A 23476-nucleotide genomic window follows, 5' to 3' on the forward strand; every position below is an offset into this window, starting at 1 on the left:
TCGGAGGGGAAGGGAGCGCTCCGGACTAGCCCGGACTGCACTCGCCGTTGTTGTTCAGGAGCGAACCCAGCGTGGCGTCGTCGCCGATCTCCGCGAGGTACTGGAGGTACTCCACGGTTATTTCCTCGGTTTCCTCCTGAGGTACCACCGGCGTTCCGTCGGCAGCTTCACCGTCCGCTCCGGTTTCGGGTGCGGGCTCCGGGGCGGCTTCGGCGGGGGCCGCCTCCTCAGCCGGGGCCGCCTCCTCGGCGGGGGCCGGCTCTGCCGGTGCGGCGGAAGTCCCGGCAAGGAACTCCTGCACCCGGGACTGGATCAGGTTGAAGTCCGGATACGTGACGAAGTTGTCGGCTGCAGAGCCGAAGTCGGGCGGGCCGATGGTCATCCGCTCCATCGTCTGGCCCTTCGCCTTGAGTGCCAGGTCGACGAAACTGCCCAGCTGGTCCTGGGGCAGGTCCGTCTGCACGATCTCCTCGCCCGCGGAGGCAATGGCCTGGAAGCGGGTCAGCAGGGTCGCCGGGTCCATCTGGCTGATCATGGCCTGCTGGACGCACTGCTGGCGCGCGATCCGGTGGTAATCGGTGACGAATTCGCGTGAACGTGCGTACCAGAGCGCGTGGTAGCCGTCGAGGGTCTGGGTACCCGGAGGAATCCAGCCGTCCGGCGGGTAATGCCGGTTCGTTCCGGGGATCTCGCCGGCGGTGATGGGTACCCAGCCGCCGGAATTGACCCGCACGCCGCCCATGGCGTCGACCAGCTGCTCGAAGCCGCCCATGTCGACGATCACGTAGGCCTGCACTTCAAGCCCCAGGGTGCCGCTGACCGCATCCATCATCGCCTCGGCCCCGGGATCGGCGGAGCCGGGGTACAGATCGGCGTAGTTCTCGGTCACCGTCTGATAGAGGCTGTTGATGATGCACTCATCGCCGCAGTTGTAGCCGTCGGGATACACCTCGTACAGCGGGGAATCGGTGGGGAACCGGGCATTCTGGAAGTTGCGCGGGATGCTGAAGGTCACCGGCTTGCCGGTCTTGGCATCAACGCTGATCATCGAGATGCTGTCCGGACGCAGGCCGGTGCGGTCCTCGCCTGCGTCGCCGCCCATCAGCAGGAAGTTATAGCGGCCGTCCACGGGATCAAGGGAGGGGCCGGAGGCAAAGATGGAGCCGAAGGTCTGCCGGCTGACGTTGAGCAGATAGGCGCCGTAGGCGAGGCTGCCGCTGGTGGCGATCATCAGCACAGCAAGGGCGGCGGCCACCATCGGCCGCGCGCCGCGCTGCAGCAGGGGAGGACGGATGATGCGAAGGGTGTTCAGGAACAGCAGTGCCCAGGCCACCGCAAGCACCACCAGGACCACCATGATGCCAAAGGACGCCCAGCCATGGGTCAGGATATCGATCAGCAGCGCCCTGTTGGTGACCGCCAAGATGATTGCCGCCGCAGCCACGGCCCAGACCGTGAAGGTGACTTTCAGGGCCCGCCTGCCGAGGCGCCGGTCTCCGGCCACCACCTGCGCGGACCCCGGCAGCACCAGGGTGAGCAGCAGGAGGATGAAGGCGCGTTTGGTGCGCACCGCAGGGGCGGCAGACTGGGGATACCGGACCGGATCCGTATAGGACGTCTGGTCGGAGTGCTGCTGGCTCATGGAAATCTAGTCCGTTCCGGCCAGGGAAGTGCGCAGCGCGGCGCCCTTGGCCATGGCGGAGCGCCGCAGCCCTCCGGCAAAATCGATGAGCTGCTGCTGCAGCCGTGCGGCAAGGGGATCAGTGCCCGCGGCGAGCATCCGCACGGCCAGCAGTCCGGCGTTCCGGGCACCGCCGATGGACACCGTTGCCACCGGCACTCCGGCGGGCATCTGGACAATGGAGAGCAGGGAGTCCATGCCGTCCAGGTACTTCAACGGCACAGGGACTCCGATCACCGGAAGCGGAGTCACTGCGGCCAGCATCCCGGGCAGGTGCGCGGCACCGCCCGCTCCCGCAATAATGACGCGGAGTCCGCGCCGGTGGGCGTCCTGGCCGTACTCCAGCATGTCGGCCGGCATCCGGTGGGCCGAGACGACGTCGGCCTCGTAGGGGATGTCGAACTCGGCCAGTGCCGCTGCGGCCGCGTCCATGACCGGCCAGTCGGAGTCCGAACCCATAACGACGCCTACCAGCGGCGTGGCAGCACGGTGGGGCATGCTTCAGTTCTCCTTCAGGGGGTCGCGGCCGTCACGGATGATGGCCGCTGCCCGGCCGGCACTGCGGCGGAGCGCGGGGACGTCGTCGGCGGATCCGACGGCGTTAACGTGGCCGATCTTACGTCCCGGACGTACGGATTTGCCGTAGGTGTGGACCTTCGCGGCGGGTTCGGCCGCAAGTGCCAGGGGATAGGCGGCAAACAGGTCCGTGTTGTCCCCGCCGAGGAAGTTCTTCATCACGGCGGCGCCGGCCACCAGGGCTGTTGCGCCGAGAGGGAGGTCCAGGACCGCCCGCAGGTGCTGCTCGAACTGCCCGGTGACGGATCCGTCCATGGTCCAGTGCCCGGAGTTGTGCGGGCGCATCGCCAGTTCATTGATGAGGAATCCCGGACCGCGTCCGGGGGTTTCGAAGAGTTCAACCGCCATTACGCCAGTGACGTCCAGTTCCCCGGCCAGGCGCAGGGCAGCGGCTGCCGCTGCCTCGGCGACGCCCGGATCCAGGTCCGGTGCCGGTGCCAGGACCTCATCGCAGACGCCGTTGACCTGGATCGACTCGACTACCGGCCAGGCGCTGCTCTCGCCGCCGGGAGTGCGGGCCACGAGGGCGGACAGTTCCCGGCGGAACGGCACTTTCTCCTCTGCCAGCAGCGGACCGGAGCCGAACCAGTCGGTGCACTCCAGGGCGGCTGCGGCGTCGTCGACAATCCGGACTCCCTTGCCGTCGTAACCGCCCCGCGGGGTCTTCAGGACGACGGGCCATCCCGCAGAGTTTCCAAAGGCCACCAGTTCTTCCGGGTCTGACACCTCGGACCAGCGCGGGTTGGGCAGACCCAGGCGGTCCACCGCGGCACGCATGACCAGCTTGTCCTGGGCGTGGATCAGTGCGCCCGGGCCGGGCTGGACGTTGAAGCCCTTCTCGACGAGGGCGCGCAGGTGCTCACCGGGCACATGCTCGTGGTCAAACGTGAGAACGTCCACACCGGCGGCGAAGTCCGCCAGGACCTGGAGGTTCCGGTAATCACCTACTGTGGCGTTGGCCACCGCCGCCACGGCGGACACGTCAGGGCCCTCGGCAAGCACACGCAGCTCAAATCCGAGGGCAGTGGCCGCCGGGGCCATCATCCGGGCGAGCTGGCCGCCGCCTATCACGCCGATTATTGGGAAGTCCACGCCTTAAGCGTACCGAAGAGGGGATAAATTCCCTCCGGGGCGCGCCCCCCTCGTCCGCTCCCCGGGAAACTCCCATAAAGGGACGGTATTATCGGATGTTGACCGCCGCGCGTCCGCGCGTCGGGTACAGGCAGCCGTTACTCTTTTCCAGGGTCTCCTGGGAGTGCTGCCGTTGAGTCGGCCTCGGAGGGTCATGAAAACATCGCTGTCAGATCGGCTTCGGGGCCTGGTATCCCTTTTTTGGCGTGAGGTTGCCAAGTTCGGCACAGTGGGAGCCGTGGCCTTCGTGGTCGACAACGGCCTCACCCTCTACCTGATGCACGGACCGATGTCCGGCAGTGAGGTCAAGGCACGCTTCGTGGGCGCCGTCGTCGCCACGATGGTGTCCTGGGTCGCCAACCGCTACTGGACGTTCCGCCGCCGCCGCAGTATGGACAACGTGGGCCGCGAGCTGGGCCTGTTCGTCCTGATCAACGGCGTGGGCATTGTCATTTCCACCGGCTTCACCTGGGTTGCCCGCTACCCGATGGGTATCGAGGACAAGAACCTGCTGTTCCTGGCGGGCGTGGTGGGCATTGCCGTTGCCACAATCCTTCGCTTCTTCGCCTACCGGTTCTGGGTCTTCAACGTGGAACTGGACCAGGAGCCGGGCTTCGAACAGGACCACGAACTGATCGACGAATCCGTCACCCCGCCCGGCTCCGCCGACCCGTACGGCGCCGTCAAGCCTCCAAGCGCTTCGTAACCTTCTCCGAAGCCAGCACGCGTTCGTCCGGTTCCACCCCGGCTGCCGCAAGTACGACGGCGCCGCCCGAGGCCCATGCGGCCACCGCTCCTTCCAGGACCAGCGGCAGGTCCGCACCTGTCGCCAGCAGTACTTCCGATGTGTCGGTGCCGGCTCCGGACAAGCCCGCGAGTGCTCCGTAGGAGACGGTGCCGCTGAGCGTACGGGCCCGCGTCGGGCCGGTAACTTCCAGGGCGGGCTCTCCGGCGTCGGGAGAGGTGCCTTCCAGGTACGTGTCGGCGTAGGAGCGCACCTCGGCGGCATAATCGACGACGCCGGCCGGCAGCTGCGCAGGGAATGCCAGCTCCAGCGCGCCCATGGCGACAGCGACGACGGTGCCAGCGGCTCCGCTGTCCGGAGCTGCCGTCACGGTGACGTCGGCCTGCCCGCCGTCGGCCGGTGCACCGAGGACCACGGTGCAGCCGGTCTGCCACGCCGCCAGGACCCAGACCACCGTCTTCCAATGGACGGGAAGGTCGAGCTGAAGGCGCAGGCCCGGCTCCGCGTCGAGTTCGTCAACGAGGAAATTCGAGGTCTTGGCGACCCAGTTGTCCAGCACCTTCCCCGAAAGCTCGATGCGCTCGCCGCCTTCGCCGTACCAGATCAGGGCAGGGGACGTGGCCTGGCGGGTGCGCAGGCCGGAGAGTAGGGAGCCGGCGGCGGACATAATCATGGAGAGTCTCTTTCGTTGGTTCCTGCAGGGCGGGGAGTGCCCCGGTCCTCAGGGGCCGTGCAAAGCGCCCGATCATTAATTTCCGGTAGCCGGAAAATTGTCCGAGCCGCGGCGCGCCGCGCAAACGGGGGAAATCCCGGGCGTGGCGTTCCCCGCATCTATCGGTTGAACTCTATAGGATGCCTGAACAGCTTGACGGAGCCGTATTACACGCGTGTAATTAGGTATCGGATTTGTTCCAGCCATACGGGAGGACCCGCCGGCCCCAGGGCCCGCCGGCTCCACCACTCAGCCGCCGCTGGAGCAGCAACACCGGGAGGACTCCATGGGGCAGGCAGAAGAAACGCAGGACAATACCGTCATTGCAGGACAGGCTTCGGCCAGTTACGGCTCCAGGGGCGTCCCCGTCGACTGGTACGTGGATCCCGCGGATCCGGCCGCCGCCGAGCGCTACCGCCGCGAAACCGCCGGTTCCCTTGAGGACCGGGCCACCGCCTTCCTGGCGGCGCACGAGGCCCTGGCGGAAACCGGCACCGACGAAGACCAGGTGCTGGATCCGCCCGTCTCGTTGTTCCAGGCTCCCGCCGAAGAGGAAAACCGCCCCGTCTGGATCGGACTGCCCGGCCTGGGCCAGGACTACGCCGACGAAGGCGAACTGGGCTGGCAGGCGGACGCGCTCTGCGCGCAGACCGATCCCGAGGCGTTCTTCCCGGAAAAGGGCGGCTCCACCAGGGACGCGAAGAAAGTCTGCGCTGCCTGCAACGTCCGCTCGCAGTGCCTGGAGTACGCGCTGGCCAATGACGAGCGGTTCGGGATCTGGGGCGGACTGTCCGAGCGCGAACGCCGCCGGCTTCGGAAGCAGGCAGTCTAATTTCTTCGCACGTCCATGTCTGCGCCGTAGTTGTAGCCCACAACGGCGCCTCTTATCTGCCCGAAACACTGTCAGCGCTGACGGCCCAGACCCGGCCGGCGGACTTCTACATCGGCGTTGACACCGGTTCCACCGATGCCAGCGCCTCGCTGCTGCAGCTGGGACTCCCGGTGGGAAGCCCGGTTATCGCCGCACCCCCGCGGAGCGGCTTCGGCGCCGCCGTGAAGGCGGGCCTCGCCGAACTCCCCTCCGGCAGGCGCGCTGCCGGCAACGATGCAGGGGACCCCGGTTCCGCTCCCGGCAGCGACGAGGGGCAGGGCGCCGGCGCCGCGCAGGAGTGGCTCTGGCTGCTCCACGATGATTCTGCTCCGGACCCCGGCGCGCTGCAGGAACTGCTCCTCGCCGTCGAACGCGCTCCGTCCGTAACCATTGCCGGCGCCAAGCAGGTGGAATGGGATAACGAGCGTCTCCTGGTGGACGTAGGCATCAGCATCAACAGATGGGCCGAAAGGCTCACGCTGATAGACGCCGATGAACTGGACCAGGGACAGTACGACTCCCGCAGCGACATCTTTGCCGTGAATTCAGCCGGCATGCTGGTCCGCCGCGACGTCTGGGACCTGCTGGGCGGCTTCGATCCCGCACTGCCGGGCAGCGGCGACGATGTTGACCTCTGCTGGCGCAACCGGCTGGCCGGAAACCGCGTGGTGGTGGTTCCTGCCGCACGGATGCGCCACGCCGGGAACCGCCCCAACACCGCCGCTTCCGCGTCCGCCGCCCGGCGGGCAGAGATCTTCCTGCGGCTCAAGCACGCTCCCTTATGGCAGGTGCCGTTCCTGGCCGTAGGTGCGGTGCTGGGCGGCATCGGACGCTTTTTCCTCGGAATGCTGGCCAAGGATCCCGGATATGCCGTCTCGTCACTGCTCAGCAGTACGGCCGGGGTGCTGCGTCCGGTGGACCTGTACCGCTCCCGCCGGCGTGCGGCCGCAACCAGACGGCGCCCGCGCAGCGCGGTCAACGCCCTGCGCAGCGGCAGACGGGAAGTCCGGGAACACCGCAGGACGCAGTACCGGGACGCTTCCCCGGGCATATCCGGGCCGGGAAGCGCGGAATACGTCCCCAGCGGGGATACCACTGACGACTTTGCCGCCCTGGAGGGGCCCGGACGCGCCTGGGCCGGAATCGGTGCGCTTGCGGCCGTCCTGCTGCTGGCAGCTTTTTCGCTCGCGGGCCTGCACCGGCTCTTCGGTGCCCCCGCCGCTGCCGGCGGGGCGCTGCTGCCCCTGGGACAGGGGATAGGGGACATCTGGGCGGCAGCGGCCGGCTGGTGGGCGCAGCTTGGCTCCGGTGCCCCCGCCCACGGCGACCCGTTCAATTATGTCCTCTCGCTGCTGGCCATCGCCGGCTTCGGCAACGGCAATGCCGCCGTGCTGGTCCTGCTGCTGCTGGCGCTGCCCCTGGCCGGGCTGAGCGCGTGGTTTGCGGCCGGTGCCTTCACGGCACACCGCGGGCTGCGCTTCTGGGCTGCCATGTTCTGGGCGGCCGTTCCTGCGTTCCAGGCGGCCCTGGGGAGCGGGCGGCTCGGCGCCCTGCTGGTGCACATCCTGCTTCCCCTGACGGTTTTGGCGATTGCCCGCGCCGTCGGTGCGGGAGCTCCCCGGAGGATGTCCCCGCCAGCCGGGACGGCCTCCTGGAGTGCCGCAGCTGCCGCAGGCCTTCTCCTGGCCGCCGTGACCGCCGCCGCACCCCTGGTCTTCGTGCTGGCCGCCGCGGCGGTGGCTTTCCTGACGGCGGGGATGCGCCGCCGCGCGAAGACTCTCTGGTGGTCGCTGCTGCCCGCCGCGGTCCTCCTGCTCCCGCAGATCCTCTCCGCGGCGCCGAACCTCCGCGCTGTGCTGGCCGATCCGGGGCTGCCCCTCGCCTTCGTCCGCTCCGAGGCCTGGCAGCAACTGCTCGGTTATCCGCTGGCTTTTGATACCGGCGGCACCCTGGGCGGACTTCTCCCGGTCGGGCCCTGGCACCTGCTCCTGGCGCTGGTGATTGGCGCTCCCGTGGTGCTGCTGGCCGCGCTTGCCCTCTTCCGGCCGCGGTCGGCCCCGGTGGCCCGCCTCAGCTGGCTCCTGGTCCTGACCGCGCTGGCACTGAACGCCGCCGCCTCCGCAGTCGGAACTGCCGCGGCCACGGATGCCGTGGTCACCGCATTCCCGGGTCCGATGGTCTCCGCCACCGTGCTGCTGCTGCTTTGTGCGGCGCTGGCAGGCGCCGGAGACCTTCTCTCCCGGACACGGCGACGCGCAGCTGTCCGCAGCAACCATGTCCTGGCCGTGGCACTGGGGACCGTACTGGCCCTGGGCCCGGCCGCCAGCCTGGGTTTCTGGGTCGTCCCGCAGTTCACCGGCAGCGGTTTCCCCGGCACGCAGGACGGGGACGCAGGTGGCGGCATCCTCCCGGGAACCGACACCTCAGTGCAGGCGGCACCGGAGCGCAGCCTGCCGGCGACGGCCGCCGACGCCGGCAGCGACGGAACGCAGTCGCGGAGCCTGGTGCTCCACGTTGATGAGGCGGGCAACGTCTCCGCAGCGTTGATGCGCGGCGGCGGAACCACGCTTGAACAGCTGTCCACCATTTACGCTGCCCGCGGCGTCCAGGGCGATCCGGGCGACGAAAGCCTGGCCCCCGACGACCAGGCCACCGCCGATCTGCGCCGCGCGGTAGCCGTCATCACCGCCGGCACCGGCGTGGATCCGCGGGCGGACCTGGCCCGTCTCGGCGTCGCCTTCGTGGTCCTGCAGGAATCGGACACGGCTGCCGAACTGCTGGCCGGCCGGATGGATTCCGTACCCGGGCTGTCCGCCGTGGGGCAGACAGATTCCGGTTGGTTGTGGCGCGTGAGCGGCTCTCTCAGTGCCGCCGGTACGGAAACTGCTTCCGGGCTCGGCGCCAGGGTCCGGATTGTTGATGCGGACGGCAGCACGACAGCTGCCGTGCCCTCGGAGACCGAGGGTGTCAGCACGTCCATCCCGGCCGGTGAGGAGGGGCGGCAGCTGGTCCTGGCCGAACGGGCCGATGCCGGCTGGCAGGCCAGCTTGAACGGCCGGCCGCTCACTGCGTCACAGCAGCAGTGGGCACAGGCTTTCGAGCTTCCCGCCGAAGGGGGAGAGCTGCGCGTGGACTACGTCAATGCTGCCTCGCCCTGGCTTGAGGCCCTCCAGGTCCTGGTCCTGGGCCTGACAGTCCTCCTCGCGGTGCCGACGCCCACCGGCCGCACGGTGCGGCTCCCGGGCAGGCGGGATCCGGCGGCGCTGCCGGTGGCAGCCGGTGAAGCGCAGCACGGCGAAAACCCGGTGTCCCGTCCCGCGGACGTGCCGGCGAACAAGCAGCAGCCGGTGCCCTCCGGTGCAGGCCCCCGCGGGGCAACCCGGACCCCGGAAGGAAGCCAGGAATGAGCAGGGAAAAGACGGACAGCGTGTCCGGGGAGCCGCAACGCCGGTCCGCGTCCGGGACGGCAGAGGAGCCTGCCGGCACCGCGGGCTCCGGAGCCGGTGCCTCCACGGCACGCCGGGCCAAGACCGGCGGTGCCCGGACCGCGGGGCGCTGGGCAGGGGGTGTCCTGCTGCTGGCCTGCACGGGTGTCCTCGCTGCGGGCACCTCCGTCGTCGGCATCGGATCCTCCGACCGCGCCGTGGACGTTCCCTTTGCCGAGGTGCCTGCCGGGCCGCTGACCGGCGTCTGTCCGCAGCCTCCGCGGCTGCTCTCCGGAAACGTGGCAGGCACCGATGCCGAATTCAGCGCCGAATCGACCTCGGCCAAGTCCGTGGTGAGCGCCGTTGTCCTGGCCACGGCGGGGAACCCGCTGCCGCCGGCGCAGCTCTCGTCCGTCGCGGAGGGCACGATCCTTAAGCCCATCGGCGGCGGCACGGATGAACCGCTCGCCGGGGACCGGACCGCCGGGGTTGTGCGGGATCAGCCGGTCTCCGCTGCGTCGCTGCTGAGCGCGGAACCGGCAGGCGACCTGCAGGTCACTGCCGGCGCCGCACTGACCTATACCGCCGGTGACGGGGACCTGGCCGGCCTGGCCGCTGCCAGCTGCCAGACCCCGGCGAATGACCTGTGGCTGGTCGGGGCGCGCACCAACGTCGGTGCCACTGCGGTGCTGCAGCTGACCAACCCGTCACAGACCCCGGCCGACGTCGACCTGGAGCTTTACGGCGCGTCCGGACCGGTGGAGGGCCCGGGGAGCCGGGGCATTGCCGTAGCCCCGGGCGAAACAAAGTCCGTGGTCCTGGCAGGGCTGGCGGCCAACCAGGAAGCCCTGGCTGTCCGGGTGCGGAGTTCGGGCGGGCCCGTGGCAGCAGTAATTTCCCAGAACCAGCTGCGCGGTCTGACCCCGGGCGGCGTGGAGCTGATCCAGCCCACTGCAGCGCCCGGCCCGGCCCAGGTCGTCAGCGGCGTCAGCATCCAGGACCCGGGGGCTACACGCAGGCTGGCGAAGGAGGAAGGCTACGGGTCGGTGACGCCTTCGCTGCAGATAGCCGTTCCGGGCGCCAGCGACGCCGTCGTGAATGTGCGCGTCTTCGGCAGCAAGGGCGAAGCCGTCCTGGAAGGCGGGGGAAGCTACAACGCTGCAGCCGGCACGGTGACGCGCCTTCCGCTGGATACGCTGCCCGAAGGTACCTACACGCTGGATATCAGCGCCGACGTCGCCGTGGCAGCGTCGGCGGTGTTCAGCCGCGGTTCCGATCCCAAAGCGGGGACCGACCTGGCCGTTGCTCCTGCCGGTGAACGGCTGGGCAGCGAGCATTTAGCGGTACTGCCGTCCGCCGACACCACCTTGTCCTTTGCCGCCCCGGGCGGAGATGCCGAGGTACGCCTCGCTGCGGTATCCGCGGACGGCGACCTGCTGGCCGAGAAGACAGTGTCCCTCGAAGCCGGGTCCACGACCTCGGTCCGGCCGGGCGATCTGGGCAAATCCGCCGCAGCCGTCCTGGTCAGCGCCTCGGGGGCGCCGGTCTACGGCGCGCAGGTGGTGACCGGAGCCGATACGGGGATCAGCGTCATGGTCCTGCCCCGAGGCACCGTGGGCGGCAGCCGCGTGCAGGTGGGCGTGGGCTATTAGCCGCTACAGCGGCCGGAAGCGCCCGTAGGCCGGGTCCACGGTTTCCGGGTCCATTCCCATCAGCCCGGCCAGCTGTTCGACGATGACGTCGTGCACGAGCTCGCTCGCCGGCACCAGCGAACGGGCAGCGGTTTCGATAGCGTGCCGGTACACCGTGACCACGGCCGGACGCTGCGGCGACGGCGGCTCGCCGGCGCCCAGGGGAATGGGGCCGCCGGAGCGTGCGAGTTCCTCAAGCCCGGGCGGGATTTCCTCCACCACGAACTGGTAGGCCTGAATGCGTTCGCCCCACAGCCGTTCGAGCCGCTGGGCAGATTCGAGGACCCACTCGTCGAACCGTTCGGCCCGGGTGCGCGCGCCGGCCAGGTGCGGTGGGATCACGTCTCCTCGCAGGCCGCGGCCGTGCCTGTTGCGCCGACGCTGCCGGAAGGACCGGGCAGGCGCGCCGGGGGAGGAGACGGCTGCCGCACTCGACTCATCGTCAAGGCGGACCCGGAGCGAAGATCGCTGAGACATGTAAGAACTCTAACCGCTGGTGACTGCCCTGCGGGACCCCTTTGCACAACGCCACAGGAGGTGCCGGGGGTGCGGCGGCCGCTGCAGCTCCGGCGCGCCTGCACGGAGGCCTGCAGGCGAACGGGTAGAGTGAATCTCCGTGGAATCCTTACGCCAGTGCTCCCGGTCAGCCTGCCGCCATCCCGCGGTCGCAACCCTGACCTATGTATACGCCGATTCCACCGCAGTGCTCGGCCCGCTGGCCACGTATGCCGAGCCGCACTGTTACGATCTGTGCGCCGACCATTCGGCCCGCCTCACTGCCCCGCTCGGATGGGAACTTGTCCGGCTGAACCTTGAGGGCCGGCCCCGCACGCCCGGGCGCGATGAACTCTCGGCCCTCGTGGACGCAGTCCGTGAACAGGGCGTGAACGCACCAGATGAAGACAGCCCGGAGCCGCAGCGTAACGGCAGGCATGCCTTGGAACGGCCTGCCGAAACCCCCGGCACCCGCAGGGCCCATCTCAAGGTGCTGCGCGAGCAGAACTAGGACCAGCCGGCGCGGCGTCCGCGCGTTAGGCTTGGCTGTAACGTGCCGCTCGCCGCGGCACGCGATACCCCCATGTACAAGGAAGTGCTGTATCAATGGCCAGACTGACAGACGGATTTCTCGCCGTCCTGCGTTGCCCCGTGACCGGATCCCCGCTGATTGAGGACGGTGACGAACTTGTGTCGACCGTCCCCGATGCGCACGGCATGCCGGTCCGGTACCGCATGGAGGAAGGAATTCCCGTTCTGCTGAAGGCCGCCGCCCCTCGGCAGGAGGGCTAAAGAGCCCGGTCCCGCCGTGAACCCGTAAGGATTCCAGCGTGAGCATTGACTTCAAAGTAGCGGACCTTTCCCTCGCCGAGGCAGGCCGCCACCAGATCCGCCTGGCCGAACACGAAATGCCCGGCCTGATGGCCTTGAGGCGTGAGTACGGGCCGGGCCGGCCGCTGGCCGGCGCGCGGATCGCCGGCTCCCTGCACATGACCGTGCAGACCGCCGTCCTGATCGAGACGCTGACGGCACTGGGCGCCGAGGTCCGCTGGGCGTCCTGCAACATCTTCTCCACCCAGGATGAAGCCGCAGCAGCCGTGGTGGTCGGTGCGGGAACCGTGGAGGAACCGGCCGGAGTTCCCGTCTTCGCCTGGAAGAACGAGTCGCTCGAAGACTACTGGTGGACCGCAGAGCAGATCCTGACCTGGCCCGAAGGATCCGGCGGGCCGAACATGATCCTGGACGACGGCGGCGACGCCACCCTCCTGCTGCACAAGGGGGTGGAGTTCGAAGCCGCCGGATTCGTCCCGGAAAACCCCCGGGAGGAGGACGAGGACTACTCCTACGAGTTCACCGTGATCCTGGACCGCCTCCGCCGCAGCCTGGCCGAGAGTCCGGGGAAGTGGACCGCCATTGCCAAGGGCATCCGCGGCGTGACCGAGGAAACCACCACCGGGGTCCTGCGGCTTTACCAGCTGGCCGCCGAGGGCAGTCTCCTCTTTCCTGCCATCAACGTCAACGACTCCGTCACCAAGTCCAAGTTCGACAACAAGTACGGGATCCGCCACTCCCTGCCCGACGGCCTGAACCGGGCCACCGACACCCTGATCGGCGGTAAGGTGGCCGTGGTCTGCGGGTACGGCGACGTCGGCAAGGGCGCCGCAGAGGCGCTGCGCGGGCAGGGCGCCCGGGTGATCGTGACGGAAATCGACCCCATCTGCGCGCTGCAGGCAGCCATGGACGGCTACCAGGTGGCGAAGCTGGAGTCCGTGGTGGAGCAGGGGGACATCTTCATCACTGCCACCGGCAACAAGGACATCATCATGGCCCGGCACATGGCCGCGATGAAGCACCAGGCCATCGTGGGCAACGTAGGCCACTTCGACAACGAAATCGACATGGCCGGACTTGCCAAGGTGCCCGGGATCCGGAAGGTGGAGATCAAGCCGCAGGTGCATGAATGGGTGTTCGACGAAGGCACCGAAGACCAGCGCAGCATCATCGTGCTCTCCGAAGGACGCCTGCTGAACCTCGGCAACGCCACCGGACATCCGTCCTTCGTCATGAGCAACTCCTTCGCCAACCAGACCATCGCCCAGATCGAACTCTTCACGAAGCACGGCCGGACCACGGCAGACGGAAGTCCGGAATACGCCAACCAGGTGTACGTGCTGCCGAAGGTGCTGGACGAGAAGGTGGCGCGCCTGCACCTGGGTGCCCTCGGCGTCGAACTGACCGAGCTCACCAAGGGCCAGGCAGACTACCTGGGCGTAGACGTGGCCGGTCCCTTCAAACCCGGGCATTACCGGTACTGACCGGCCCCGGGGCCCGGTTGGACGTCCGGGCTCCGGGTGCAGGGTGCCTAATCGCTGAACGGCATCCGGTGCAGCCGTTCGCCCAACGCCTTGGACTGCTGCCGCTGGCGGTCGAGCCGGAGATAATCACGGCCGCGGCGCTCGGCGACTACGGCCCGGAGGTAGGCCTCGGGGTGTGTTCCGGGCGGCGGCTGCGGGGATACGTGGGAAACGGTTTCCCCAGCCAGCTCCGAGGCGAGCACCGCCCTCGCCGGACCGGTCATCCGGTTGCTCTGTGCCAGGAACCGTGAAATGCGCCTGGCCAGCCCGTCCGGGAGGCGGCCCATGTCGGCGAGGTCCGCCCAGCCGGCCAGCTCCGGAGGAATCTGGACGGGCTGGGGCAAGGGTGCGACCACCCGGTCACGGAGCGCATACGTGCCGGCCAGGATGTCCCCGAGGCGCTTGGACTTGTTGTTGAACACCGCCACCATGAAGGCCAGGGAACCGGCAAGCATGTAGATCTCGAGGACCGCGGTGAAGGACCGGATAATGGCGTGCCGGAACCGCACGGAACCGCCGTCGTCGCGGACTATCCGCAGCCCCATGGCCAGGCGGCCCAGCGACTTTCCCCGCGTTAGCGTTTCCACCGCCGCCGGAGCCACCACGAACAGCAGCACTACCAGGCTCAGCGACAGGGCCTGCTGCAGGGCCGGGTCCGACGCGTCGACGGCCCTTGCAACCAGCAGCAGCAATCCAATGAACACGAGGATCTGGACGACGACGTCGATCAGGGCGCTGACCATCCGGGCGGCGAAGCCCGCCGGACGGAGTTCCAGGACCACTGCTTCGCCGGTAACGATACTGCTCATTCATGCCCTCCCGAGGTGATGGGCACCACTGTACCGACCCGCTAGGGTGTAACCGTGGACCTCGATGCCTTCACTGCCGTGCACAGCGATGACTGGAAACGCCTCGACGAGCTGGTCGCCCGGCGCCGCCTGGGCGGCCCGGAAGCCGACGAACTGCTCCGGCTGTATCAGCGTGCCTCCACCCATCTTTCCATCGTGCGCTCGGTGGCACCCGAGGGGACACTCTCCGCCTCCCTTTCCATGCGCCTGTCCAGGGCCCGGACCCGGCTCACCGGCAGCCGGTCCAACTTCATGGAAGACCTGGCACATTTCTTTGTCTATTCCCTCCCGGCTGCTTTCTACCGCGTGCGGTGGCTCACCGCGGCCGTGGGTGCCGCGTTCATCCTGGTGGTGTGGCTGACGGGCCTTTGGGCCGTCAATACACCCGGTGTGCTGGCGGCGGCGGGATCGGATGAAATGGTCCGCCGCTATGTTGAAGAAGACTTTGTCAACTACTACTCCGAAAACCCCGCGGCCTCGTTCTCCGGCATGGTGTGGACCAACAACGCCTGGATCGCCGTACAGGCCGTCGTCTTCGGCATCACGGGTGTGTGGGTGCCCTGGATGCTCTACCAGAACGCCGTGGGCCTGGGCGTATCGGCCGGGATGATGGCGGCCCATGACCGCCTTGACGTTTTCTTCATCTATATCCTGCCGCACGGCTTCATGGAACTGACCTCCATCTTCATTGCCGCAGCCGCGGGGCTGCGGATTTTCTGGGCCTTTGTTGCACCGGGGCGGCGTACCCGGCTGACCTCCCTGGCGCAGGAAGGGCGGTCGCTGATGACCGTTGCCCTTGGCCTGGTGGTGGTCCTGTTCATCTCGGGCCTGGTGGAGGGGTTCGTCACTCCCAGCCCGCTGCCGGCCGGGCTGCGCCTGGCCATCGGCTTCGCAGTCTTCGCGGGGTACTGGGCATATACGCTGATCCTGGGCCGCAGGGCCTACCGAGCGGGGTACCGAGGCGATCTGGCAGCGCGCGACGCCGGGGTGTACCTGCGCACTGCCTAGTGGGCTGTGCGGGGTGGCGTGCACCCCGCCCGGCGCTGTCCCGGTAGGGTCGAGTGTAAGACCAGCGGAGAACAGTTGAGGAAGTGAAAGAGGAAGCAGTGGCTAGCCAGGACGAAACCCCCACGCACCAACCGACGGCCGGAGGGGAACCGCCCAACGGGACCGAGGCTTCAACGCCGTCACCGGGGAGTACCCCCGCCGGAACCGGCTCCCACGCCGCTGACTCGCCGGCAGTGGCCGGGACGGACGGACACGCGGAGTGGGACGCCGAGTTCGACAACCTCACCGGTGCCGGACCAGCAGAAGAAGCAGCCGCGGACGGAGCCGGACGTGCGCCGGTTGATGGGACCGAAGCAACCGGCGCATCACCCGTGGACGGGACTGAATCCGGCGATGAGCCGGGGGATGCGCCTGAATCCGGCGACGCGGCGGACCCAGAGGCGTCCGATCCGGCGCCCGAGACCTCACCGGACCCGGTGGAACCGGCGTCCGCCACAGCGGCACTGCCCGAAACCGCGTCCGAACCCTCCGGCAACGACGGCTCGGCTGCGGCGGCCGGTGCGGCTGCCGCTGCCGCCGGTGCCGCCGGTGCCGCCGGAACCGTCCCGGGCGGTCACCCGAAGGTCGCCCAGCGCAGCCAGCTGCCGATGCGTCCTGCCAGCACCCTGCCGGACCTGAGCAACTATGCTTCCGCCTCGGAAGCCAGCGGCGGGGACGAGCAGTCCCGCGGCCGGAGCGTCACGGAGGAGGAGCCCTCGGGTGCTGCGGCTTCGTCGGCGGACTCCGCTGCGGAGTCCGGTGCGCGCCGGGACGCGGAAACCCCGCGCGCCGATGACGGCGTCGACGGCACCGGAACGCGTGCCGAGGTGCCCCGCACCGCGCTCACGCCGGTCGTCAGCGGCTCCGCCGGCAAGGATGGAAACGGTGCGGAGGGCAGCGGAGACGGCACGGAGCCTGCCGGCGATGCCGATCCCGAGCTGTCGGCAGCTGAAGCGCAGCGCCGCGCCCAGGAACGGGAGAAAGCCGCCGCCGGGAAGCCGGTCCTGGCCCGCGTCCTCCAGGTGATGATTGCCGTGTTCTTCCCGGTGATGGTGCTCGCCGCGGCCATCCGTGCCGTCGCGACGCCTCTGTTCCTCTGGATCGAGTACCACCGTCCCGGGTTCCCGGCCGACAGCTACGGCTTTTCCACCGATGACCGGATGACCTACGGCTCCTACGCCGTGGACTACCTGCTCAACTTCAGCGGCCCCCGGTATCTGGGGGACCTGGTGGGAGACGGCGGGGAACCGCTGTACCTGGACAGCGAGGTCAGCCACATGGCCGACGTCAAGACGGTGCTGACGGTGGCCTTCATTGCCGCAGCCGTGATGGCGGTCCTGAGCCTCTTCGCTTGCCTGTACCTGGCACGCCGCAGCCCGGGCGGCATCCGCCGTTCGCTGTTCTCCGGTGCGGTGGTCACACTGGTGCTGGTGGGGGCGCTCGTCGTCCTGGCAGTGCTGGGCTGGGAACAGTTCTTCACCCAGCTGCATACGGTTTTCTTCGCCAACGGCAACTGGACGTTCCGGCTCGACGACACACTGATCCGGCTCTTCCCGGCCCAGTTCTGGATGGACGCCGGGATCACCATCGCCGCACTGGTCCTGCTGACCTGCGCCGTGGTGCTGGCCTGCTGCTGGCCCACCCGTTCGCGCCGGGAGCGCGTACGGCAGGCAAGGGAAGACGCCCGCCGCCGCTACGCCGAATCCCTCGAGGCACTCTAGGCACTGCAACGCAAAAATCCCCCGTACCGATACCGGTACGGGGGATTCTTCGTTCGGCCCTATTTGGCGTAGAGCTTCTCGACCTCATCGGAGTAGTCCGCAATCACTGCGTTGCGGCGCAGCTTCAGGGTGGCCGTGAGGTGCCCGGATTCCAGGGTGAAGTCCTTGGACAGCACGCTGAACTTGCGGATCTGCTCGGCCCGGGACACCGTGGCGTTTGCGGCATCGATGGATTCCTGCAGCAGCTGCCGCACCCGGGGATCATCGGCGGGAACACCGTCAGGGGTGCCGTTTTCACGGCTCCACGCCGCCAGCGCCTCAGCGTCCAGGGTGATCAGCGCGGAAACAAACGGACGTCCTTCGCCCACAACGACCGCCTGCGAGACCAGGCGGTTCTCGCGGATCTTTTCCTCCAAAGGTCCCGGAGCCACGTTCTTGCCCCCGGCGGTGACGAGCAGGTCCTTCTTGCGGCCGGTGATGCTCAGGAAACCGTCATCATCGAGGACGCCGACATCGCCGGTCTTGAACCACTCGCCCTCGAAGGCGTCCGCGGTTGCCTCGGGATTGCGGTGGTAGCCCTTGAAGACCACGGCTCCGCGTACCAGGACCTCGCCGTCGTCGGCAATCCGGATGGTGGTGCCCGGCATGGGCAGGCCCACCGAGCCCACGCGGGTGCGTGCAACCTGGTTGACGCTTGCCGGAGCGGTGGTTTCGGTCAGGCCGTAGCCCTCCAGCACGGTGACGCCGCAGCCGCGGAAGAAGTGCGCGAGCATCGGGCTCAGCGCACTGGCCCCGGAGATGGCGAAGCCGGCGTTTCCGCCGAGGACAGCGCGCACCTTCGGATAGAACAGCCGCTCGAACAGCTTGTGCTTCAGGGCCAGCGCCGGCGAGGGGCCGCGGCCGCCGCGGCCGCCGCGGGCGGCGGAATCCAGGGCTTCCGAATACGCAATGGCTGTTGCCGCAGCGGCGGTGAAGGCCTTGCCCTTGCCGGCGGCCTCGGCCTGCGCCTGGGCGCCGCTGTAGATCTTCTCGAAGATCCGCGGCACTGCGAGCAGGAAGGTGGGAGAGAAGGTCTTCAGGTCCGCCATCAGATCGGACGCACTGCGGGAATGGCCTACCTTTACCCCGGCGTGCAGGCAGCCGACCTGCACGGCACGGGCCAGTACATGCGCCAGCGGCAGGAACATCAATGTCGTGGGGTTCTGCGCCTTGAGCATTTCCGGCAGCACTTCGCGGATATTGACGCCGAAGAGGGCAAAGTTTCCGTGCGTGATTTCGCAGCCCTTGGGCCGTCCCGTGGTGCCGGACGTGTACACCATGGAGGCGGTGTCACTGAGGTTCGCGGTGCTGCGGGCTGCCTCCAGCGTGTCGTCGCTGACACTGCTTCCGGCGGCGGCGAGGGCGGTGAACGTATCGGCGCCGTCGCCGTCGTTCATCATCCAGATGGAAAACTCTCCGTCCAGGGCGGATGCGGCGGTCAGGACGACGTCGGCCTTGCGCCCGTCCTCCACGAAGACGTGGCGTGCGCCGGAATCCTTGAGGATCCACTCGACCTGCGACGGGGAGGACGTTTCATAGATAGGAATGGTGACGGCCCCGGCGAACCAGTTGGCCATATCCGCCACCGTCCACTCGTAAGAGGTCCGGGACATGACGGCCACGCTGTCGCCCGGACGGACGCCGGATCCGATCAGGCCCTTCGCCAGGCGGGTGACTTCTGCCAGGAACCGGGCGGCGGTGATGTCTTCCCAGCTGTTGCCGTTCTTGACCGCATAGAGGACGCGTGAAGGATCCTTTCGATGCATCCGGAGCAGAAGATCCGTCACATTCGAATCTTCGGGAAGGCTAACCAGGAGGTCAGTGGCGGACTCGCGCACTTATTCCTCTCTTTCTGTGCTTTGGGCACATGGGTATTGAGACTAAATCCAGCTGGGCATCCACATACGCAGCCGCCAGTCAGAATACGGGATGGTTTCCGCCGTCCAGACCGGCAGGAAATATGCCGACAGCGCCAGGACCCCGGCAGCGAAGCAGCAGACGACCAGCAGGCCGGTGCGCCGCCGCCACGGACTATCCGCGGGCCGGCCCAGGACCAGGCCGAGCACGTACACCAGGGCAAGAACAAGGAACGGTTCGAAGGAGACGGCGTAGAAGAAGAACGTTGTCCGTTCAGGATAGGCGAACCAGGGCAGGTAACCGGCAGCCACTCCGGAGAGCACGGCACCGGCACGCCAGTCACGCCGCCCCGCCCAATAGAAGAGCACCACCAGCAGCGCCAGGGCAGCCGCCCACCAGATCAGGGGATTGCCCACCGACGTGATTGCCGTGGAACAGCTGTCCACCGTGCATCCGTCCTCGCCCTTTTCCGCGTTCTCATAGAAGAACGAGGTGGGACGGCCCATGAACAGCCACGTCACCGCGGAGGCCGAATAGCTGTGGTCCGCCGTCAGCCCGTTGTGGAACGCGTACGCGCTGCGGTGGTACTCGGCGAGGGAACGCAGCGGGGCCGGCAGCCAGCCCCACCCCTCGTCCGGGTTCTGGACCGCCCACTGCCGGTTGTACGCGTCGGTGGACAGCAGCCACCCGGTCCAGCTGGCGGTATAGGCGGCCACCGCCGCAGGGATGAGGGTGAAGAACGCCGGCAAGCCGTCCCGGAACAGTGCCGCCTCCCACTGGACGACGCCGGCGACCCGCCTGGCGCTGACATCCCACAGGACCGTCATCAGCCCGAAGACCGCCACAAAGGCCAGCGCGGACCACTTGGTGCCCACCGCCAGGCCGAGGCAGACGCCTGCAACGATCCGCCACGGACGCCAGAGCAGCCAGGGTCCGTACAGCAGCGGTCCGCTCCCCGGGGACATCCGGCCGGCGGAGTCAGCGGCCCGTGCAAGGGCGCGTGCCAGCCTCCGCCGGCCGTCCCTGCGGTCCAGCAGCAGCGCGCCGAAGGCAGCCACTATCCAGAAGGTAAGGAACACATCCAGCAGGGAGGTGCGGGAATGGACCAGATGGTGTCCGTCCACCGCCAGCAACAGCCCGGCCAGGGCACCAAGGGCCGCCGAGGAAAACAGGCGGGCGGCGATGAGCCCCAGCAGCAGGACCGTGAGGGTGCCGGTCAGCGCGGCGCCGAAGCGCCAGCCGAAGGAGCTGTCCGCGCCGAAGAGGGCCATGCCGAAGGCGATCATCCACTTGCCCACCGGAGGGTGCACCACGTACTCGGGCTCATCGAGCAGCACCTGCGGACGGCCGGCAACGAAGGACTCATTGGCGTCGTCGGGCCAGGCACGTTCGTAGCCGGACTGCAGCAGCGAGTAGGCGTCCTTGACGTAGTAGGTCTCGTCAAAGATGAGCGACCCCGGTTCGCCCAGCCGGGTGAACCGCAGCACTCCGCCCAGCACGGCCATCATCAGCGGCAGGATCCAGCCCGCCGCTCCCAGCGGGACCAGGGAGCTGCCCAGCAGGCGGCCCCGCAGGGCTTCGAAGGTGAAGGCATGCTGAGGTGACTCGACCGGGGCCGGTGCCTCGCGGTGCGTCATCGAGGAACCGGAGAGACTCACGCGCCCCACTCTATAGCCTGTCGCGTAGGGTTAGAGGGTGGACTCGAGCAAGGTAACAGGCACCAAGACAGGCAGCACGGTGGGCGCAGCAGGCAGCAGCGCGGCAGGGCCGGGACAGATTGTCCTGGCGGCAACACCCATCGGCAACATGGGGGACGCGACCAACCGGCTGATCGGGTTGCTGGAAAGCGCAGACATCATCGCCGCGGAGGACACCCGGCGGCTGCACCGGCTGGTCAGCGCCCTGGGCATCACTACGCAGGGCCGGATTATCAGCTACCACGAGCACAACGAGGCGTCCCGCACCGCTGACCTGCTGGAACTGGTCCGCGGCGGTGCGACTCTGCTGATGGTGACCGACGCCGGAATGCCGGCCGTATCGGATCCCGGGTTCCGCCTGGTGGAGGCCGCGGCCGCTGAAGGACTGACGGTTACGGCGGCCCCCGGACCGTCTGCGGTGCTGACCGCGCTGGCGCTGTCCGGGCTGCCGACGGACCGGTTCTGCTTTGAGGGGTTCCTGCCGCGGAAACCGGGCGAGCGCAGCAGCCGGCTGGCAAAGCTGGCCGGTGAGCAGCGGACCATGGTGTTCTTCGAAGCACCGCACCGCCTTGAACCCATGCTGCGGGCACTCGACGAGGCCTTTGGTCCGGACCGCCGTGCCGCGGTTGCCCGCGAGCTGACGAAGCTGCACGAACAGGTATTGCGCGGATCGCTGCGCGAACTGCTCGAATGGGCCGAAGCCGGGGACGTCCGCGGCGAAATTGCGGTGGTGGTCGAAGGTGCACCCGATGCCGCACCGGAGCAGGCCGCCGACCACGTGGGTGCCGTAAACACCCTGGTGGATCAGGGGATCCGGCTCAAGGACGCCGTGGCAGCCGTGGCCGAGGATGCCCGCATCAGCAAGCGGGAACTGTATTCCGCAGTGCTCGAGGCGCGCAGCTGAACCGTTCCGCCGGGGGAGTTCGGCGCACATTCGGCTGGGCAGCTGCACAGCACTTTCGCCATTTCACAGTGCATGCCCGCATTTACAGGGGCCGGTTCCGAAGCCTACGGTGAGAGGGAAACCACGGGCGCCGCGCCCGTGCTGATCCGATGAGCTTTGGAGGCATTCCCCATGGGCATTCCCGCAGAACGTGAGGCCGAACTGCTGGCGCAGGTACCGACCGGCCTGTTGATCGACGGCCAGTGGCGGGACGCGTCGGGCGGACGGACGTTCGACGTCGAAGATCCAGCCACCGGCAAAACCCTGCTCAGCATCGCCGACGCCTCCACCGAAGACGGGGCGCTCGCCATGGACGCCGCCGCAGCCGCCCAGGAGGACTGGGCGCGGACGGCCCCGCGGGAACGCGGGGAAATCCTGCGCCGCGCCTTTGAGCTGGTCACCGAACGCACCGAGGACTTCGCCCTGCTGATGACCCTGGAAATGGGCAAGCCGCTGGCCGAAGCCCGCGGCGAAGTGGCCTACGGTGCCGAGTTCCTGCGCTGGTTCTCCGAGGAAGCCGTACGGATTTCCGGGCGTTACAGCACCTCACCCGACGGCAAGTCCCGCCTGCTGGTGAACAAGAAGCCCGTCGGTCCCTGCCTGCTCATCACGCCCTGGAACTTCCCGCTGGCCATGGCAACGCGCAAGATCGCCCCCGCGGTCGCAGCCGGCTGCACCATGGTGCTCAAGCCCGCCAAGCTCACCCCCCTGACCTCCCAGCTCTTTGCCGCCGTCATGATGGAAGCGGGACTGCCGGCCGGAGTGCTCAACGTGGTGTCCACTACTTCTGCCGGCGACGTCACCGGCCCCATCCTCAAGGACCCGCGGCTGCGGAAGGTCTCCTTCACCGGATCCACCCCGGTGGGCCAGGGACTGATCCGGGACGCCGCCGACAATGTCCTGCGCACCTCCATGGAGCTCGGCGGCAACGCACCCTTCATCGTTTTCGAAGACGCGGACCTCGAAAAGGCCGTGGACGGCGCCATGGCCGCCAAACTGCGCAACATGGGCGAGGCCTGCACGGCTGCCAACCGCTTCATCGTCCAGGACACGGTCGCCGACGAATTCGCCGAAAAGTTCGCTGCGCGGGTGGGTGCCATGGCCACGGGACGCGGCACCGAGGAAGACAGCAAGGTTGGTCCGCTGATCGACGGCAAGTCACGGGACAAGGTGCACTCCCTGGTCAGCGAGGCGGTCGACGGCGGCGCCGTGGCCGTGGTGGGCGGGGAACCCGTGGACGGCCCCGGCTACTTCTACCGGCCTACCGTCCTGAAGGACGTTGCTCCCGACGCGCGGATCCTGAAGGAAGAGATTTTCGGCCCGGTGGCACCGATCGTCACCTTCTCCACTGAAGACGAGGCCGTGGCGCTGGCCAACAACACCGAATACGGATTGGTGTCCTACGTCTTCACCCAGGATCTGAACCGTGGCCTGCGGATCGGCGAAAAGCTCGAATCGGGCATGCTGGGGCTTAACACCGGAGTGGTCTCCAACGCCGCCGCGCCGTTCGGCGGAGTCAAGCAGTCCGGGCTGGGACGCGAGGGCGGCGCCGAGGGGATCGAGGAGTACCTCTATACGCAGTACATCGGCATCGCCGACCCGTACGCCGGCTAGACGGTGGACCAAGTAACCCGGTGATGCTG

The 23476-nt window shown here is 68.3% G+C and carries 19 protein-coding genes; 11 read left to right on the forward strand and 8 right to left on the reverse strand.

Features of this window, described 5'->3' with window-relative positions; genetic code table 11:
- Positions 1 to 25: 25 nt before the first annotated feature.
- The 3 genes from AC5RT8_RS06685 to AC5RT8_RS06695 are packed head-to-tail and all read right to left on the reverse strand — an operon-like array spanning position 26 to position 3349.
- Entirely contained in the window at positions 26 to 1642 is a 1617-nt protein-coding gene (locus AC5RT8_RS06685) for an LCP family protein (RefSeq protein ID WP_494094929.1), read from the reverse strand.
- 6 nt (positions 1643 to 1648) lie between these two features.
- Positions 1649 to 2179, reverse strand: coding sequence for a 5-(carboxyamino)imidazole ribonucleotide mutase (purE, locus tag AC5RT8_RS06690; RefSeq protein ID WP_494094930.1), 531 nt, complete (start codon positions 2177 to 2179; stop codon positions 1649 to 1651).
- A gap of 3 nt (positions 2180 to 2182) precedes the next feature.
- The gene (locus AC5RT8_RS06695; RefSeq protein WP_494094931.1) at positions 2183 to 3349 is read right to left on the reverse strand and encodes a 5-(carboxyamino)imidazole ribonucleotide synthase; all 1167 of its coding nucleotides are present in this window, start codon (positions 3347 to 3349) and stop codon (positions 2183 to 2185) included.
- A gap of 193 nt (positions 3350 to 3542) precedes the next feature.
- On the opposite strand from AC5RT8_RS06695, the gene AC5RT8_RS06700 reads away from it, so the two are divergent.
- A complete protein-coding gene (locus tag AC5RT8_RS06700) occupies positions 3543 to 4094 on the forward strand; it encodes a GtrA family protein (RefSeq protein ID WP_494094932.1) in 552 nt (183 codons plus the stop codon).
- Here the strand turns inward: AC5RT8_RS06700 and AC5RT8_RS06705 are convergent.
- Positions 4072 to 4806 (reverse strand): TIGR03089 family protein, encoded by a 735-nt coding sequence (locus AC5RT8_RS06705; protein ID WP_494094933.1) that lies wholly within the window; start codon positions 4804 to 4806, stop codon positions 4072 to 4074. The genes AC5RT8_RS06700 and AC5RT8_RS06705 overlap by 23 nt on opposite strands.
- A gap of 325 nt (positions 4807 to 5131) precedes the next feature.
- On the opposite strand from AC5RT8_RS06705, the gene AC5RT8_RS06710 reads away from it, so the two are divergent.
- Genes AC5RT8_RS06710 through AC5RT8_RS06720 form a run of 3 tightly spaced genes read left to right on the forward strand, consistent with a single transcriptional unit; the run spans position 5132 to position 10793 of the window.
- The gene (locus AC5RT8_RS06710) at positions 5132 to 5677 is read left to right on the forward strand and encodes a WhiB family transcriptional regulator (protein ID WP_494094934.1); all 546 of its coding nucleotides are present in this window, start codon (positions 5132 to 5134) and stop codon (positions 5675 to 5677) included.
- On the forward strand, positions 5677 to 9123 hold the full coding sequence (locus AC5RT8_RS06715; RefSeq protein WP_494095188.1) for a glycosyltransferase family 2 protein: 3447 nt from the start codon (positions 5677 to 5679) through the stop codon (positions 9121 to 9123). The genes AC5RT8_RS06710 and AC5RT8_RS06715 overlap by 1 nt, the downstream gene beginning before the upstream one ends.
- On the forward strand, positions 9120 to 10793 hold the full coding sequence (locus AC5RT8_RS06720; RefSeq protein WP_494094935.1) for a DUF5719 family protein: 1674 nt from the start codon (positions 9120 to 9122) through the stop codon (positions 10791 to 10793). Before AC5RT8_RS06715 ends, AC5RT8_RS06720 begins: the two co-directional genes overlap by 4 nt.
- A gap of 3 nt (positions 10794 to 10796) precedes the next feature.
- Here AC5RT8_RS06720 and AC5RT8_RS06725 read toward each other — a convergent pair whose 3' ends face one another.
- Positions 10797 to 11309, reverse strand: coding sequence for a metallopeptidase family protein (locus AC5RT8_RS06725; protein WP_494094936.1), 513 nt, complete (start codon positions 11307 to 11309; stop codon positions 10797 to 10799).
- Positions 11310 to 11448: 139 nt separating this feature from the next.
- Between AC5RT8_RS06725 and AC5RT8_RS06730 the strand changes: the two genes are divergently transcribed.
- From AC5RT8_RS06730 to ahcY, 3 genes are all read left to right on the forward strand, one after another.
- The gene (locus AC5RT8_RS06730; protein ID WP_494094937.1) at positions 11449 to 11838 is read left to right on the forward strand and encodes a DUF3499 domain-containing protein; all 390 of its coding nucleotides are present in this window, start codon (positions 11449 to 11451) and stop codon (positions 11836 to 11838) included.
- Positions 11839 to 11933: 95 nt separating this feature from the next.
- Positions 11934 to 12119 carry a hypothetical protein gene (locus AC5RT8_RS06735; protein ID WP_494094938.1) on the forward strand — a complete coding sequence of 62 codons (186 nt, stop codon included), beginning with the start codon at positions 11934 to 11936 and terminating at the stop codon, positions 12117 to 12119.
- 38 nt (positions 12120 to 12157) lie between these two features.
- A complete protein-coding gene (gene ahcY / locus AC5RT8_RS06740) occupies positions 12158 to 13642 on the forward strand; it encodes an adenosylhomocysteinase (protein WP_494094939.1) in 1485 nt (494 codons plus the stop codon).
- Positions 13643 to 13689: 47 nt separating this feature from the next.
- Here the strand turns inward: ahcY and AC5RT8_RS06745 are convergent, their stop codons facing one another.
- Positions 13690 to 14490, reverse strand: a complete 801-nt coding sequence (locus AC5RT8_RS06745) for an RDD family protein (protein WP_494094940.1) — start codon at positions 14488 to 14490, stop codon at positions 13690 to 13692.
- A 54-nt stretch (positions 14491 to 14544) separates the two neighbouring features.
- Between AC5RT8_RS06745 and AC5RT8_RS06750 the strand changes: the two genes are divergently transcribed.
- Positions 14545 to 15537: a stage II sporulation protein M gene (locus AC5RT8_RS06750; protein ID WP_494094941.1), complete on the forward strand. Its 993-nt coding sequence runs from the start codon at positions 14545 to 14547 to the stop codon at positions 15535 to 15537.
- A gap of 98 nt (positions 15538 to 15635) precedes the next feature.
- A complete protein-coding gene (locus tag AC5RT8_RS06755; protein ID WP_494094942.1) occupies positions 15636 to 17297 on the forward strand; it encodes a TIGR01906 family membrane protein in 1662 nt (553 codons plus the stop codon).
- A gap of 59 nt (positions 17298 to 17356) precedes the next feature.
- Here AC5RT8_RS06755 and AC5RT8_RS06760 read toward each other — a convergent pair whose 3' ends face one another.
- Positions 17357 to 19174 (reverse strand): AMP-dependent synthetase/ligase, encoded by a 1818-nt coding sequence (locus tag AC5RT8_RS06760; RefSeq protein ID WP_494094943.1) that lies wholly within the window; start codon positions 19172 to 19174, stop codon positions 17357 to 17359.
- Between the two features lie 42 nt (positions 19175 to 19216).
- On the reverse strand, positions 19217 to 20830 hold the full coding sequence (locus tag AC5RT8_RS06765; protein ID WP_494095189.1) for a dolichyl-phosphate-mannose--protein mannosyltransferase: 1614 nt from the start codon (positions 20828 to 20830) through the stop codon (positions 19217 to 19219).
- 100 nt (positions 20831 to 20930) lie between these two features.
- On the opposite strand from AC5RT8_RS06765, the gene rsmI reads away from it, so the two are divergent.
- On the forward strand, positions 20931 to 21794 hold the full coding sequence (rsmI, locus tag AC5RT8_RS06770) for a 16S rRNA (cytidine(1402)-2'-O)-methyltransferase (RefSeq protein ID WP_494095190.1): 864 nt from the start codon (positions 20931 to 20933) through the stop codon (positions 21792 to 21794).
- A 171-nt stretch (positions 21795 to 21965) separates the two neighbouring features.
- Positions 21966 to 23447, forward strand: coding sequence for an NAD-dependent succinate-semialdehyde dehydrogenase (locus AC5RT8_RS06775; RefSeq protein ID WP_494094944.1), 1482 nt, complete (start codon positions 21966 to 21968; stop codon positions 23445 to 23447).
- Positions 23448 to 23476: the final 29 nt, after the last annotated feature.

This window comes from Arthrobacter sp. Ms25 (genome assembly GCF_059090365.1).

Coding starts and splice junctions, on each gene's coding strand:
- AC5RT8_RS06745 (WP_494094940.1), bottom strand. CDS start 14,490: ATGAGCAGTATCGTTACCGGCGAAGCAGTGGTCCTGGAACTCCGTCCG.
- purE (WP_494094930.1), bottom strand. CDS start 2,179: ATGCCCCACCGTGCTGCCACGCCGCTGGTAGGCGTCGTTATGGGTTCG.
- AC5RT8_RS06685 (WP_494094929.1), bottom strand. CDS start 1,642: ATGAGCCAGCAGCACTCCGACCAGACGTCCTATACGGATCCGGTCCGG.
- AC5RT8_RS06765 (WP_494095189.1), bottom strand. CDS start 20,830: ATGACGCACCGCGAGGCACCGGCCCCGGTCGAGTCACCTCAGCATGCC.
- AC5RT8_RS06725 (WP_494094936.1), bottom strand. CDS start 11,309: ATGTCTCAGCGATCTTCGCTCCGGGTCCGCCTTGACGATGAGTCGAGT.
- AC5RT8_RS06700 (WP_494094932.1), top strand. CDS start 3,543: ATGAAAACATCGCTGTCAGATCGGCTTCGGGGCCTGGTATCCCTTTTT.
- AC5RT8_RS06705 (WP_494094933.1), bottom strand. CDS start 4,806: ATGATTATGTCCGCCGCCGGCTCCCTACTCTCCGGCCTGCGCACCCGC.
- AC5RT8_RS06735 (WP_494094938.1), top strand. CDS start 11,934: ATGGCCAGACTGACAGACGGATTTCTCGCCGTCCTGCGTTGCCCCGTG.
- AC5RT8_RS06775 (WP_494094944.1), top strand. CDS start 21,966: ATGGGCATTCCCGCAGAACGTGAGGCCGAACTGCTGGCGCAGGTACCG.
- AC5RT8_RS06710 (WP_494094934.1), top strand. CDS start 5,132: ATGGGGCAGGCAGAAGAAACGCAGGACAATACCGTCATTGCAGGACAG.
- AC5RT8_RS06720 (WP_494094935.1), top strand. CDS start 9,120: ATGAGCAGGGAAAAGACGGACAGCGTGTCCGGGGAGCCGCAACGCCGG.